This window comes from Klebsiella sp. SYXHC3 (genome assembly GCF_057196925.1).
The window spans coordinates 445,660-460,776 of the sequence record NZ_JBXUNG010000001.1 but is presented as its reverse complement, the minus strand read 5'-3'; the positions used below and the strand labels follow the sequence as shown (position 1 = coordinate 460,776).

Below are 15,117 nucleotides of genomic sequence, written 5' to 3'. Positions count from 1 at the left end.
AGCTGTCTATACTTACTCCTTTAACGTCAAAAAGGAGTGAAACGATGGCAATTCATAAGAAAGGTCAGGCGCATTGGGAAGGGGATCTGAAAAGCGGTAAAGGCACCGTCTCGACGGAAAGCGGCGCGCTTAACCAACAACCTTATGGTTTTAATACCCGCTTTGAAGGCGTTAAAGGGACTAACCCGGAAGAGCTTATCGGCGCGGCCCATGCCGCCTGTTTCTCAATGGCGCTATCATTAATGCTTAGCGAAGAGGGCTATACGGCGACCTCTATCGATACCGTTGCGGTGGTCACGCTGGATAAGAGCGGCGGCGGCTTCGCCATCACCAAGATCGCGCTGCAGAGCAATATTGTCCTGCCGGGTATCGATAAAGCGGCCTTTGATCCGATTATCCAGAAAGCCAAAGCTGGCTGCCCGGTTTCGCAGGTACTGAAAGCCGACATCTCCCTCGATTATCAGCTCAACGCTTGAACCGTGGCGCGCCCGCGGGAACGCGGGCGCGTTGGCGTTTAAAGTCACCGTCGGCAAATGCCTGCCGCCGCGAATGGTGTTATGTTGGTGGCGTTACGGATAGCGACGGGCAACGCAATGAACAGCATACGCGGCATGATTGAATCACAGGTCCTGGGTTTAACCGGGATGGCGTTAAAAGAGATTGATTTTGAAAACCCGAAGGGCGAGCCGGGCTTATTTGGCCCGCGGTCGGCTATCTGGCAGGTACACGGCGACTTTACCTCAATGCTCTGCGGCGGCATTAGCGCGCTACTGTTACAGATGCTGCATCCGCTGGCGCTGGCCGGTGTGTGGGATCATTCGCGTTTTCGTGAGGATATCTTTGGCCGTCTGCGCCGCACCAGTCAATTTATCTCAGCCACCACGTTTGGCACTACCGACGATGCCGAAAGATTAATCGCTAAAGTGCAGGGGATCCACCAGCGCATCAGCGGCGTTGCGCCGGACGGTACGCCTTATCGCGCCAGCGATCCGGCGCTCTTAACCTGGGTTCATGTGGCCGAGTGCAGCAGCTTTATGGCCTCTCATCTGCGTTATAAGCGCACCATCGTCACTGCCGCGCGTCAGGAGCAATACTACCGCGAAGCGGCGGAGGTCGCCCGGCGACTTGGCGCCGAAGACATCCCCGAAACGCCACGTCAGGTGGCGGAGTATTTGCAGGATATGCGCCCCCAGTTACGTTGTGATGAACGAACGCAGGAAGTGGCGCAGGTGCTGCTCACCACCCGTCTGCCGGGCCGGCTAAGCCAGCCGGTAGGGCGCTGGATGATGGTTGCGGGTATCGATCTGCTTCCCGATTGGGCGCAGCAGATGCTGGCGATCCCCATCAATCCGCTGCAGCGGCGAACCGCCAGAGTGGCGGTCAATGGCGTGGCGCGGGTACTTCGCGCTTCGGTGCGCAATGGCGCTTATCACTGCGCTATGCGCCGAATGGCAACATCATAAAAGTAAAAAATAGCCGTTCGATGTCGGCTATTATTTTTAAAGCGTAATCATTCGCATTTATATATTATAACTCAGGCTATTTATTTTAAATTTATTATCAACGAGCTATTAATATTGAATATCGCTGATTCATATCAGGCTATCATCCATACTTTATTCGGGAGGGATGATGGCAAATAAAAATCTACAGAATGATAATAAATATCATCAGCGTTCACAGGCTGCGCGTAAAAGCACCCTGGTCAGCGTCGTGGTTAATCTGTTTTTATCGACCGGGCAAATTATCGCCGGCCTGTTTTCAGGGTCGCAAGGGCTTATTGCCGATGGCATCCACTCTCTTTCCGATTTAATTGCTGATTTTGTGGTTCTGATTGCCAATAAGAAAAGCCGTAAACCTTCCGACAGCGATCATCATTATGGCCACTGGCGCTATGAAAATGGCGCGTCGCTGATATTGGGCGCGATTTTAATGGTTGTCGGTGTCGGCATGTTGTGGTCGGCGGTGGATAAACTACTCCATCCGGAAACCATTCAATCCGTGCATGTAACGGCATTATGGGTGGCCCTTGCAGCGCTGATCGCAAAAGAGACGCTGTTCCGTTATATGCTGGCGGTAGCAAAGCGCATTCAGTCGTCATTATTAATTGCCAACGCGTGGCATGCGCGCTCGGATGCGGCGTCGTCGGTAGTGGTGGCGGTGGGGATCGTGGGTAACCTCGCCGGTATTGTCTGGTTGGATCCCGTGGCGGCATTGTTAGTAGGGGTATTGATTACACGAATGGGTTACACTTTTGCCGGCGATGCCTTGCATGATTTAATGGATCGCTCGGTCGACACGCAAACCCAGAATGCGATACGCGACACCATTGCCGCAACCGGCGGCGTTGTGGGGTTGCACGATCTAAAAACTCGTAAGGCGGGCGACCTGATCCTCGTCGATGTCCATATTGAAGTTCCGGGCGAGCTGTCGGTTCGTGCAGGCCATGCTATCGCGCTGGCGGTGCGGGAAAATGTGCTTGCGCGCCACGAGGTGCTACAGGTGATGATTCACATTGATCCCTACGAAGCGCCCGGCGTCGAACTGGCTCACGCGTAAACAACTTGCGACTCCTGCCTGCAGGAGCCAACGCTACCTTGCCGTTAATTGGCAATAACAGAGGATGATATGAAAATTAACGAACCTCAGGCGATTACTTTACCGCTGCCGCGAACGGCGATATTCATCGTCGCGACCGTAGCGCGCAGCGCTGAGAGCCTGAGCCGCGTGCGCGACTGGTGCGATGATTTTGCCGCGGTGGTGCGTTCCGTTGGTACCCGCATGCCGGAGGCGGGGATTTCCTGCATCTGCGGATTTGGCGCTGAAATCTGGCCGCAGTTGTTTGGCCAGCCCACCCCGCAGCAGCTGCATCCTTTCCGCCGCGTGGGCAGCGGAGAGCGCGTGGCGGTCTCTACGCCGGGCGATCTGCTGCTGCATATCCGTTCCGATGATATGGGGCTTAGCTTCGAGCTGGCGACGCAGTTGATGGATAAGTTGGGGGATGCCGTAACGGTCGTCGATGAAGTTCACGGCTTCCGCTATTTCGACCGTCGGGCGATGATCGGTTTCGTTGACGGTAGCGAAAACCCGCAGGGGCGCGCGGCGGCGGATTTCACCATTATCGGTGACGAAGACCCGGATTTCGCCGGTGGTAGCTACGTGATTGTGCAGAAATATCTGCACGATATGGCGGGCTGGAATGCGCTAACCGTCGAACAGCAGGAGCGTATTATCGGGCGTAAAAAAATGACCAACATCGAACTGGATGCCGACGTCAAACCCAGCTGTTCGCACAGTTCGCTGACCACCCTTGAAGAGAACGGCGAGGAGATTAAAATCCTGCGCGACAACATGCCGTTCGGCAAGCCCGGTATGGGCGAGTTTGGTACCTATTTTATCGGTTATGCGCGCAGCCCGGCGCCCATCGAACAGATGCTGGAAAACATGTTCGTCGGTCGCCCGGCCGGTAATTACGATCGACTGCTCGATTATAGCCGCCCGGTTACCGGCAGTTTGTTCTTTGTACCTTCCGCGACGCTACTTGAAGAATTATCCAGCCGCCAGGCTGAATAACCCTGCATAATATCGGCCATTAAGCCGTTACTGATAGTTTATTTCTCCGGCCTGCTTGCAGGCCGTATATTGCGTGGAAAATAAAAAGAGCCCATAATTAAACCACCATTAATTCATCGCTAATTAATGGCGGTTATCAACGCGATGTCGTGTTTGTGTACAATAAAATTAACCAATGGCTTAATAGATAATATCTATACCCTAAATAATTCGAGTTGCAGGAAGGCGGCGACGCAGGGAATCCCCAGGAGCTTACTCCAGTAAGTGACTGGGGTGAGCGAGGACAAATTCGTCAGGAACGAATTTGAACGCAGTTCACTGCGCCCGTAAGGGCGAGGCCCAGGGATGGGCCGAGTTATTGCCAACGCACATGCAACTTGAAGTATGACGGGTATATACCCATCATTTTTCATTAGGGTATGTACTGAGCATCATTGGGTCTTCAGGAAGTAATACAATGATCATCCGGCCAGAACAACACTGGTTTTTTCGTCTGTTTGACTGGCACGGTTCCGTGCTGTCAAAAATTGTTTTCCGTCTGTTATTGAACGTTCTGATGTCGGTCATCGCCATCATCAGCTATCAATGGTATGAACAACTTGGCATTCACTTAACCGTTGCGCCATTTAGCCTGTTGGGGATCGCGATTGCGATTTTTCTCGGCTTTCGTAATAGCGCGAGCTACAGCCGTTTCGTTGAGGCGCGTAATTTATGGGGAACCGTGCTGATTGCCGAACGAACCCTGGTCAGGCAATTGAAAAATATCCTTCCCGCTGAGGAGGAAACGCATAAAACGTTAGTCAGTTATCTGGTGGCGTTCAGCTGGAGCCTTAAGCATCAGCTGCGTAAAACCGACCCGGCGGTTGACCTCTATCGCTTGTTGCCGAAAGAAAAAGTGGCGGAAATTCTCGCCAGCTCAATGCCGACTAACCGAATATTATTATTGATTGGTAATGAGTTAGGTAAGCTGCGCGAGCAGGGTAAGCTCAGCGATATTACCTACGGCTTGATGGATAATAAACTCGATGAGTTAGCCCATGTCCTGGGGGGCTGCGAGCGTCTGGCGAGCACGCCGGTGCCGTTTGCCTACACCTTGATTTTGCAGCGTACCGTTTATCTTTTCTGCGCGTTATTGCCCTTCGCGCTGGTGGGTGATTTGCATTACATGACGCCGTTTGTTTCGGTGTTTATCTCCTACACCTTCCTGTCATGGGATTCCCTGGCGGAAGAGCTGGAAGATCCGTTTGGCACCTCGGCCAACGACCTGCCGCTGAATGCAATGTGCAATACCATTGAACGTAATTTGATGGATATGACCGGGCAACATCCGTTACCGGAAAAAATGCAGCCCGACCGTTATTACAACCTCACATAAAAAAACACCGGGCGGGTCAGCCCGTCCGGCGTTGAGTATTAGTGAGTGCGCATTCCTGCCGCCGTCATCAATAGCTTAAAGAAGGTGGCGACCACGCCGAGCGCCAGCACGCTGGCCCCCCAGATAATCACCAGCCACATCAGTTTGCGCCAGAACGGACGATGATGCGTCGTTAACGTTTTATCAGATTGAGTCGCCATCAATGATACCCCTCATCGGGTTTGATTTTGCCGCGGAACACGTAGTAGCTCCAGCAGGTGTACATCAAAATAACCGGAATGATCAGCAATCCGCCGACCAGCATAAAGCCCTGGCTCTGCGGCGGCGAAGCGGCCTGCCAGATAGAGATTGCCGGTGGAATAATATTCGGCCAGATGCTGATCCCAAGGCCGCTGAACCCGAGGAACACCAGCGCCAGGGTGAGTAAAAACGGCCCATAGCTGGCCTGACGATTATAGGCGCTACGGACAATCCCCCAGCAGCAAACCAGCACCAGCAACGGCACCGGCATAAACCAGATGATATTGGGGAAGGTAAACCAGCGGTGAGCAATTTCCGGGTGAGTCAGCGGCGTCCAGATGCTGATAATGGCGACCACTGCCAGCAAAGCAAGCGTCAGTGGGATCGCCAGCTCAGACATTTTGCGATGCAGAGCGCCTTCGGTTTTCATTATCAGCCAGGTGCAGCCCAGTAAGGCGTAGGCAATCACCAGCCCGATGCCGCAAAACAGCGGGAAGGGCGCCAGCCAGTCGAGGGTTGAGCCGCTAAATTCGCGACCCGTGACGCTGAGGCCGTTGAGCAGGGTACCTACGGCGATCCCCTGACTAAACGTCGCCAGTAGCGAGCCGCCGATAAACGCCTTATCCCACAACGGACGATGTTCCGGCGTCGCCTTAAAGCGAAACTCAAACGCTACGCCGCGAAAAATCAGCCCCAGTAACATGGCGGTTAACGGGATGCTGAGCGCATCGATAATCACCGCGTAGGCCAGCGGAAACGCGCCATACAGCGCCGCGCCGCCCAGCACCATCCAGGTTTCGTTGCCGTCCCACACCGGCGCCACGCTATTCATCATCATATCGCGGTCGGTTTCATTTTTATTAAACGGGAATAGAATGCCGATCCCGAGATCGAAACCGTCCATCACGATATACATCAGGGTGGCAAAAACGATGATCGTGAACCAGATAATTGACAGGTCGATACCCATATTATTTTCTCCCGGAAGTATTCATAGGTTCGCGCACCGCAGACAGCGGGCGGGCAGGGGTTTGGTTCTGAGTCGGGTCCTCCGGCGTGTGCGCACTTTCCGGCCCTTTTTTTATCAGGCGAATCAGATACACGTAGCCGACGCCAAACACCGAGGCGTAAACCACGATAAAGGCCAGCAGGCTGAGGGACATATGTAGATCGCCATGGGCGGAGACCGCATCCCGGGTGCGCTGAACGCCATAGACTACCCACGGCTGACGGCCAATTTCAGTGGTAAACCAGCCTGCCAGTAGCGCGACCAGCCCGGAAGGGCCCATCAACAGGGCAAAACGCAGGAACGGTTTTGAGGTGTAGAGCCGGCCACGCCAACGCAGCCAGGCGCTGACCACGCCGAGCAGTACCATTAACATACCGAGCCCGGCCATCACCCTGAACGACCAGAAAATAATGGTGGAATTTGGGCGATCTTCTTTCGGGAAACTTTTTAAGGCCGGAACCTGTTTATCGAGGCTATGGGTCAGGATGATGCTACCAAGATAGGGAACCTCAATTTTATATTTGGTGCGCTCCTCATCCATATCCGGCAGACCAAACAGCACTAATGGCGTGGCTTCACCCGGTTTATTCTCCCAGTGCCCTTCAATCGCGGCAATTTTTGCCGGTTGATGTTCGAGCGTATTCAGGCCGTGCGCATCGCCAATCATCGCCTGAATGGGGGCGACGATCAGCGCCATCCACAGCGCCATCGAGAACATCTTGCGGATTGCCGGTGTATCATTGCCTTTCAGCAGATGCCAGGCTGCCGAAGCGCCGACGAAAAAGGCGCTGGCAAGGAAGGCGGCGGTAGACATGTGCAGCAGGCGATACGGGAATGAAGGGTTAAAAACGACCTTCAGCCAGTCTACCGGCACCACGATGCCATTCTCGATAATGTAGCCCTGGGGCGTGTGCATCCAGCTATTGGACGCGAGGATCCAGAAGGTGGAAAACAGCGTGCCCAGCGCCACCATACAGGTCGCGAAGAAGTGCAGGCCGCGGCCGACGCGATGCCAGCCAAACAGCATGACGCCAAGAAAGCCAGCTTCGAGGAAGAAGGCGGTCAGGACTTCATAGGTCAACAGCGGCCCGGTAATACTACCGGCGAACTGCGAGAACCCGCTCCAGTTAGTGCCAAACTGATAGGCCATCACCAGCCCGGAAACGACGCCCATACCAAAATTAACGGCAAATATTTTTGACCAGAAATGGTAGAGCTGGCGGTAGGTATCCTCTTTTGTTTTTAACCACAGCCCTTCCAGTACCGCAAGGTAGCTGGCGAGACCAATGGTAATAGCGGGGAAAATGATGTGGAAAGATACAGTAAATGCAAACTGTATCCTGGCTAAATAAAAGGCATCTAATCCGAACATGGCTCACCCCTGTACGACATTACTTCATTGTATTTATGGAATATTTTCTGCATAGCGGATACGGCTTTACCTGCGTAAAGCCTCCTGTTGATGACAATTAAATTACGGCGTTGACGGGCATTGAAATATGTTAATGCCCTTGATAATAAAGTTTAAAAATAATTCTTTAATTATCAAATAGGTTAAATTTAACACCCGATAGATAACATCTATTATACAACACGAAATGAGATGTTATTATTTAGTTAACGAGTAAAGTTGCTCATTTCATTTTAACCAGACATTTAGTTAAAGATTAAAAACAACGAGTTAACCCTGTCATTTGCTATTCATTGCAAAATGAAATGCGGTATTTCCCGCTTAATTAATGTGGTTATTTAACATCGCCGCAAAAAACCGTGACCAATGTTGTTAATAACATCCGTTAGCTGAAGAGAGTATTCAGGAGTTCATATGAATAAGAAAAAACGCGCTGTCCCCGGTGTTCATCCCTATGATGGCCCAGCGGGTGGATGGGGGGCGTTAAAAGCGACCGCCATCGCCGTGCGTACGCAAATGGACGCGCTTGACGCCCCGGTCACGCTGCTGCGTACCAACCAGCCTGACGGTTTTGACTGCCCCGGCTGCGCCTGGCCGGATAAAGAACATAAATCAACCTTCCAGTTTTGTGAGAACGGCGCGAAAGCGGTCACCTGGGAAGCTACCAGCAAACGCGTGACGCCGGAGTTCCTCGCCGCCAATACCGTGACCTCGCTACTGGCGAAAAGCGACTTTGAACTGGAAGGTTACGGACGTATTACCCATCCCTTGTCTTACGATCGCGAAAGCGACACGCTGCGCCCGGTCTCCTGGGAAAGCGCGTTTGCCCGCATTGGCGAAGTATTACAGGGCATGCAGCCCGATGAAGTTGAGTTCTATACCTCCGGGCGCGCCTCTAACGAAGCGGCATATCTGTTCCAGCTTTACGCCCGCGAGTTCGGCACCAATAACTTCCCGGACTGCTCTAATATGTGCCACGAGGCAACCAGCGTCGGTCTGCCGCAATCGATCGGCATCGGCAAAGGCACGGTGTCTTTGGACGACTTTGATAAAACCGAACTGGTTATTTCCATCGGTCACAACCCCGGAACCAACCATCCGCGCATGATGGGTACGTTGCATGAACTGTCCCGCCGCGGTGTGCCGATTATCGTCTTTAACCCGCTGCGTGAAAGGGCGCTGGAACGTTTTGCCGACCCGCAGAACGTTATTGAAATGGCAACCTACAGCTCGACGAATATCGCCTCAACCTATTTCCAGGTGAAAGCGGGCGGCGATGCCGCGGCGCTGAAAGGGATCGCTAAAGCATTACTGGAGATCGAAGCGAACCAGGGCCAGGTGCTGGACCAGGCGTTTATTAACGAGCACACCCTCGGCTTCGAGGCTTTTGCCGAAGATTTACGTCAGACCAACTGGCCGGAAATTGAGCGTGAGTCCGGATTAACCCGCGACGATCTGCAGCGCGTTGCCGTTGCCTACGCCAAATCCAACGCCACTATCGTGACCTATGGCATGGGGATCACCCAGCATAACAAAGGCACCTCTAACGTCCGGTTGATTGCCGACCTTCTGCTGATGCGCGGCAATATCGGCAAACCGGGGGCTGGGATCTGCCCGCTGCGCGGTCACTCTAACGTGCAGGGCAACCGTACTGTCGGCATTACCGAAAAACCGAGTGCGGAGTTTCTGAATAACCTCGAAAGCGTGTTCGGTTTTGTCGCTCCACGCGGACATGGTCACGATGCGGTGAAAGCGCTGCAGGCAATGGTTGCCGGCGACGCGAAAGCGCTGATCTGTCTTGGCGGTAATTTCGCGGTGGCGATGCCGGATCATGAACGGGCGTTCCCGGCGATGCGCGGGCTGGATCTTAGTGTGCACATCGGCACCAAACTGAATCGTTCGCATCTGCTGGTGGCGAAAGAGACTTTTATTCTGCCTTGTCTGGGCCGTACCGAACTCGATATGCAGGAGAGCGGACGCCAGTCGATTACCGTGGAAGACTCGATGTCGATGGTCCACGCCTCATCCGGCAAACTGAAACCGGCCTCTGACCGGCTGCGCTCGGAACCGGCTATCGTCGCCGGGATGGCGGCGGCGACGCTGCCGAACAGTAAGATCGACTGGTTATCGCTGGTGGCTGATTACGACCGCATCCGCGATCTCATCGAGCAGACTATCCCCGGGTTCGAGGATTATAACGAACGTATTCGTCATCCGGGCGGTTTCCGTATGCCGCTGCCGCCAACCGAGCGGATCTGGCCGACGCCGACCGGCAAAGCGATGTTCTCGGTGTTCAAAGGCGTCCATGAGAACTTCCGCGTTGACGGCGACGACGTGATGCGCCTGGTTACGCTGCGCAGTCACGATCAGTACAACACCACGATTTACGCGATGGACGATCGCTATCGCGGAGTGTTTGGCCGCCGCGATGTGCTGTTTATGAATGAGCAGGATATGGCCGAGCAGGGGCTGGAGCATGGCGACCGCGTCGATATTTTCACCGCGCTGCCGGATAGCGACCTGCGCCTTGAGGATATCACCGTGGTTGCTTACAGCATTGCGCCGGGCACCGTTGGCGCCTATTACCCGGAAGCCAACGTGCTGGTGCCGCTGGATTACATCGATGAAGAGAGCGGCACGCCGTCGTACAAATCAGTTCCTATCCGCCTGACGCTGCGTTCGAAAGAGGTGCGCGCCGTCCCCGGTTTGCGTTAATTTGCTGAATATTGCCAGTGGCCTGCGATCGGGCCACTGGCAAATGGCATCTTGAAATCAGCCCCTACCGCAAGTAACATTTAAATAACATATCTTATCGCAGCTGTGTTCTGCATCGCGTCCACCACTGACCCGCGGACGTCACTATTCTGGAAGTTAAGATGGACATTAAACAGCTGAAATATCTGATCGCGCTCGATCAGACGCGCCATTTCGGCCAGGCCGCGGCGGCCTGCCATATCACCCAACCGACGCTTTCAATGCGCATTCGCAACCTGGAAGACGAACTTAATCTCACGCTGATTCAGCGCGGCCAACGCTTCGAAGGCTTCACCCCGGAAGGGGAACGCATTCTGGCCTGGGCGCGGGCGCTGCTGGCGGCGCACGACGGCCTGGCGGCTGAAGCGGCTATTTGTCGCGGCCAGATGGTGGGCCAGTTACGTGTAGGCATGGTGCCGTTAGCCAGCCTGAACCCGATGCAGCTGATCAAACCGCTGGCGGAAAAATACCCTGAACTACAGTTCAGTCTGCTGTCGATGACCTCTGAGCAAATTATTGACGGCGTCAGCCGTAATCAGCTCGATCTGGGCATCTGCTATTTACACCACGTCGATAGCGCATTATTTAACGTCACCTGGCTGCCGGAAACGCGAATGGGCCTGCTGCACGACAGTCGCCATTTCCAGTTTGACGCAGGCATACCTGAGTGGGAGACATTAGCGGGGCTGCCGCTAGGTTTCCTTACCAAGGGAATGTATTATCGTGAATCGATTGAAATGAGCTTTAAAGCCAAAGGGTTAACGCCAAAATATGTCTTTGAAAGCGATTCGACATTTCAGATAATCCAGGCGGTACAGGCCGGGATCTGTTGCGCCATCATGCCGCTCAATAACGGCCTGGAGGCGCTGAGCGACAATCTGGCGATTATGCCTATCGGGGAAACCGAGGTTGATTCCACGCTTGCGCTTATCATGCGCAACCAGGAGCCGGTGTCGTCGTTGGCGGAAAAATGTTTCGCCGATGCGCAGATGATTTTTGGCGAAGCGCCGCAAATTTAATTGGCGGCCAAATGCTGCTGCATGAAATCGAGCCAGACGCGAGATCGGGCAGGTAAAAAGTGGCGTTCGCGATACAGCGCCACTAAATGTAGCGGTGCCGGCGGTAGCTCCAGTTCAACCACCTTTAACTGACCTGAGGCGATAAACGGGCGGCAAGCCTGTTCAGCGAGGATGGCGAAACCTACGCCGGCGACGGCGGCATGAAGGGCGATCTCTCCGCTATTCACCCGAAAATGAGCCTGGACGTTCACTTTTTTAAACGCGTTTCGTGCGGTGATAAATTGCCAGGCTTGCCCCTTCAGCGCGCTGACGGTGGTGATGCAGGGAAGCGAGGTAAGCTGCTCGCAACGTACTGGCTGTCCGCATTTTTCCAGCAGCGAAGGCGCCGCGACAACACAACAGGGAAATGTCGCCAACGGCCTGGCGATATAGCTGGCATCCTCCATTTTGCCTCGGACGATGGCGACGGCAATGTCGATATCTTCTTTAAGCGCGTCGGCTCCGGCAAGGCTGACCACACAGCTTACTTCGATTTTGGGATAACGCATGGCGAACTGCGCCAGCATGGGGCCAAAAAGCGTCGGTCCAATCTCGTTGGGAAGACATAAGCGCAACAGCCCCTCAGGATCGGCCTGCTGTTGAGTTAAGGCCGCTTCGGTTGCCGCGAGCTGATCAAGCAGGGGGCGCATACTAATAAAAAAAGCCTGCCCGGCATCGGTGAGATGCATGTGTCTGGTGCTGCGCTGGATAAGGCGCAATTGCAGTTTTTCTTCCAGTTGAGAAATCTGGCGACTGACATTTGACGAAGGCATACGTAATGCCCGCGCCGCCCCGCTGAAGCTGCCGTTTTCCACGACATTCACAAACACGCGTAGTGCATTCAAATCCAGTTTACTCACCGCTGATTATCCCATTTTTGATAATTAACACGCCCATTTTTACCGACTTATGCGTTTTTTTACTAGCCAATAAACTGATGCTCCCCCTGATGAGAGGAAGTGTAATGACCATAAATCTACGGCGAATGGGCGCGATCATCGCTTTTATCCAATTTACCAACGCGCTCGAATATATGATTTTTAATCCGTTATTTGTCTATATGGCGCCAACTTTTCAGGTGCCGGTGAGCTGGGCAGGTTATGTCAGCGGTATTTACACGCTCGCGTCGGTCATTTCTGGAATCGGCGCGTGGCGCCTGGTGGGAAAGCTAAATCCGCGTAAGTTTCTACTGGTTAATATGGCCTTACTGGGAGCATTAACGCTGATGGTTCTGGCTACCCAGCACTTTATATTGTTGCTGATACTGCGTTTTTTGGCCGGGCTCCTCGGCGGAATGACGATGGGGGTGGCCAGCAGTTTACTGATCAACGCGGCGGACCAGAAACATCGCGCGCGATTGTTGGCCACGGTCATCTCTGCCTTTTCGCTGGTCAGTATTATCGGCATGCCTGCCATGTTGTTTCTCTGCGAACGTTTCGGCTGGCAGACGGCGCCGGCATTGATTGGCGTTCTCTGCCTGCTGGCGCTCATCATGATCTTTGTTGGTCTGCCGAAGGCTTCCGGCGGCGCTGGCTCTGGTACAAAGATACGCATCACGCCAACGATGCTGTTATTTGCCAGCGGCAATGCGTTAACCCAGTTTAGCCCGATGCTATTACTGCCGATCCTGGTGCCTTTGCTGCTGGGCAATATGCGGGCAAGCAGCGAGGCGCTACCGTGGTTATTCTTTCTCGGCGGTATGGCGGGATTCGCGGCGACAAAGTTGAGCGGCAGCCTGTGTCAACGCTTTGGCGGCTATCGGCTGAGCCTGGCGGCAACCGCAGTTTTTATCATCAGTTTGCTGATGGTGCTGTGGCTGGACGGCTCGAGTTGGTTGTTTATGATTACCTTCCTTGGGGCATCTTATAGCCGGCTGGTTGCCTCCTCGGCGGTGGCGATTCGTTTCCCGGACGATAACTGGCGCGCGGGATTTACCACTCTGCAAGGCGGTGTCATGTCATTCAGTACGGCACTCGCTTTTATGCTCTGCTCACTGTGGCTGGCCGACGGCGAGATGAGTCAGCAGGCGTCTACTGGGTTGATTGCATTTAGCGGCGCTAGCGCCTTGCTGCTGCCATGTTTACTGCGCTATCAAGAAAAAATACTCGTACGCAACGCCGCCGAACGGGCAACCGGCGGCGTTGGTGAGCTTTAAATATTCTCCAGACGAATACCCCGGGTTCTTGGCCCAAATATGCCTACCGACAGCATGACCATCAGCATACTGGCGACGATAAAGCTAATCACGCCCGGCGTTCCGGCATATTGCAGGATCACGCCAATCATAATGCTGGTAACCGCGGTGGACAGACGGCTAAAGGAGTAACAGAAGCCCACCGCCCGGGCGCGGATGTGTGTAGGGAACACCTCCGCCTGATAGGCGTGATAGCTGATGGTGAGCCAGGCATTGGACCAGGTGATCATAAAGCCGCAGATAACCAGCAGTACCGGACTATTTTGTAAAGAGAACAGTGTGCCGAAGATCACCGTCATCAGCGCTGACAGAACAATTTGCCATTTGTTTTCAAAACGATGGACAAAGCGAGTACAGAACAGGCAGCCAAGCGGGTAGGCAAGGGTGATAAAGAAGGCGTACAGCAGGCTATGGGTAATACTGGCGCCCTGGCCGGAGAGCAGCGCGGGCAGCCAGTTACCGAAACCAAAGAAGCCGATAGCCTGGAAAAAATTCATCACCATTAACATGAGGGTGCGTTGACGGTACTGCGGCGCCCAAATCTCTTTAAAATTGCTGCGTTGCGGCACCGCTACCGCCGGACTGGCATGGCGCCGGGAAGGCGATAAACCGCAGCGTTGTTCCATTTCACCCATAACCCGGTGCGCGTCATCGTGGCGACCTTTGCTTTCCAGCCAGCGGGCGGATTCCGGCAGTTTTTTGCGGATAACCCAAATGACCAGTGAACACAGTGCGCCGAGAATAATCACCCAACGCCAGCCGCTCAGGCCGAGAATGGTCATTGGCACCAGTAGCCAGGACATCAGCGCCACCGTCGGTACCGAGAGAAACTGAATAAAGAAGGCGTAAGCGAAGGCTTTATTACGTAAATGCGTCGGCATCCATTCACTGAGATAAGTATCGATAGTCACCAGTTCAATTCCCAGGCCGATCCCCACCAGGAAACGAAAGAAAATAACCCCTTCAGCGCTATTTTGCAGCGCCATAATCAGCGAAAAGATGCCATACCACGCCAGCGCGAACATAAAGGTCAGGCGGCGTCCAAGTCTGTCCGCCAGCGGCGCGAGCAGACTGGCGCCGATAAACAGCCCCATAAAGGTCGAGGAAGCGAAGGCTGCCTGATCGGCAATACCAAATACCCCATCTTTCCCGGTATGGAAAATACCCTCGGCGAGCAGGCCGGTGCTGATATAACCGGTCTGGAACAGGTCGTAGAGTTCGAAAAAGCCGCCTAATGCCAGTAGGGTGATAAAGGACCAAAGACCGGGGGAGGAGGGCAGAGCGTCGATACGCGCGGTTAAGCTATCGGGATGTTGTCCTGGCGGGCTAAAGGAGGCGTCGCCGAGAACCTGGGTAGTAGACATATTATTATTTTCCTCAGGAGAAATGTTTGCCTGCTAATGTTAATTGGTTGTTAATGGTTTTAAATTTTTAATTGTGAGCGGTGTGGCGATTTAACAGTCGGAAATCATGTTTAATACGCTGATAGATGATAAATATGCT

13 protein-coding genes are annotated in these 15,117 nt (G+C 53.8%); 8 read left to right on the top strand and 5 right to left on the bottom strand.

Annotation, left to right across the window (positions count from 1 at the left end; translation table 11 throughout):
* The first annotated feature begins 44 nt into the window (after nucleotides 1-44).
* The 5 genes from AC2CGP_RS02260 to AC2CGP_RS02240 all read left to right on the top strand — a co-directional run bounded on the left by AC2CGP_RS02260 (nucleotide 45) and on the right by AC2CGP_RS02240 (nucleotide 4,948).
* Nucleotides 45-476: an OsmC family protein gene (locus AC2CGP_RS02260; RefSeq protein WP_015366497.1), complete on the top strand. Its 432-nt coding sequence runs from the start codon at nucleotides 45-47 to the stop codon at nucleotides 474-476.
* A gap of 117 nt (nucleotides 477-593) precedes the next feature.
* A complete protein-coding gene (locus tag AC2CGP_RS02255; RefSeq protein ID WP_032708124.1) occupies nucleotides 594-1,463 on the top strand; it encodes an oxygenase MpaB family protein in 870 nt (289 codons plus the stop codon).
* Nucleotides 1,464-1,632: 169 nt separating this feature from the next.
* Nucleotides 1,633-2,559 (top strand): cation diffusion facilitator family transporter, encoded by a 927-nt coding sequence (locus AC2CGP_RS02250; protein ID WP_032712628.1) that lies wholly within the window; start codon nucleotides 1,633-1,635, stop codon nucleotides 2,557-2,559.
* Between the two features lie 69 nt (nucleotides 2,560-2,628).
* On the top strand, nucleotides 2,629-3,573 hold the full coding sequence (locus tag AC2CGP_RS02245; RefSeq protein WP_015366501.1) for a Dyp-type peroxidase: 945 nt from the start codon (nucleotides 2,629-2,631) through the stop codon (nucleotides 3,571-3,573).
* 457 nt (nucleotides 3,574-4,030) lie between these two features.
* Entirely contained in the window at nucleotides 4,031-4,948 is a 918-nt protein-coding gene (locus AC2CGP_RS02240) for a bestrophin family protein (protein WP_015366502.1), read from the top strand.
* 38 nt (nucleotides 4,949-4,986) lie between these two features.
* Here the strand turns inward: AC2CGP_RS02240 and AC2CGP_RS02235 are convergent, their stop codons facing one another.
* From AC2CGP_RS02235 to AC2CGP_RS02225, 3 genes are read right to left on the bottom strand one after another with little or no spacing between them, the layout of a single operon-like run.
* Nucleotides 4,987-5,148: a DUF2474 domain-containing protein gene (locus AC2CGP_RS02235; protein WP_015366503.1), complete on the bottom strand. Its 162-nt coding sequence runs from the start codon at nucleotides 5,146-5,148 to the stop codon at nucleotides 4,987-4,989.
* On the bottom strand, nucleotides 5,148-6,158 hold the full coding sequence (cydB, locus tag AC2CGP_RS02230) for a cytochrome d ubiquinol oxidase subunit II (protein WP_020078720.1): 1,011 nt from the start codon (nucleotides 6,156-6,158) through the stop codon (nucleotides 5,148-5,150). The genes AC2CGP_RS02235 and cydB overlap by 1 nt, the downstream gene beginning before the upstream one ends.
* A 1-nt stretch (nucleotide 6,159) precedes the next feature.
* A complete protein-coding gene (locus AC2CGP_RS02225; RefSeq protein ID WP_015366505.1) occupies nucleotides 6,160-7,569 on the bottom strand; it encodes a cytochrome ubiquinol oxidase subunit I in 1,410 nt (469 codons plus the stop codon).
* 453 nt (nucleotides 7,570-8,022) lie between these two features.
* Between AC2CGP_RS02225 and AC2CGP_RS02220 the strand changes: the two genes are divergently transcribed.
* The gene (locus tag AC2CGP_RS02220) at nucleotides 8,023-10,323 is read left to right on the top strand and encodes an FdhF/YdeP family oxidoreductase (RefSeq protein WP_047049135.1); all 2,301 of its coding nucleotides are present in this window, start codon (nucleotides 8,023-8,025) and stop codon (nucleotides 10,321-10,323) included.
* Between the two features lie 161 nt (nucleotides 10,324-10,484).
* Entirely contained in the window at nucleotides 10,485-11,381 is an 897-nt protein-coding gene (locus AC2CGP_RS02215; RefSeq protein ID WP_045414061.1) for a LysR family transcriptional regulator, read from the top strand.
* Here the strand turns inward: AC2CGP_RS02215 and AC2CGP_RS02210 are convergent.
* The gene (locus tag AC2CGP_RS02210; RefSeq protein WP_308953328.1) at nucleotides 11,378-12,280 is read right to left on the bottom strand and encodes a LysR family transcriptional regulator; all 903 of its coding nucleotides are present in this window, start codon (nucleotides 12,278-12,280) and stop codon (nucleotides 11,378-11,380) included. The genes AC2CGP_RS02215 and AC2CGP_RS02210 overlap by 4 nt on opposite strands.
* 104 nt (nucleotides 12,281-12,384) lie before the next feature.
* On the opposite strand from AC2CGP_RS02210, the gene AC2CGP_RS02205 reads away from it, so the two are divergent.
* Entirely contained in the window at nucleotides 12,385-13,575 is a 1,191-nt protein-coding gene (locus AC2CGP_RS02205; RefSeq protein ID WP_484502242.1) for an MFS transporter, read from the top strand.
* Here the strand turns inward: AC2CGP_RS02205 and AC2CGP_RS02200 are convergent.
* Nucleotides 13,572-14,978 (bottom strand): MFS transporter, encoded by a 1,407-nt coding sequence (locus AC2CGP_RS02200; protein WP_325910700.1) that lies wholly within the window; start codon nucleotides 14,976-14,978, stop codon nucleotides 13,572-13,574. The genes AC2CGP_RS02205 and AC2CGP_RS02200 overlap by 4 nt on opposite strands.
* Nucleotides 14,979-15,117: the final 139 nt, after the last annotated feature.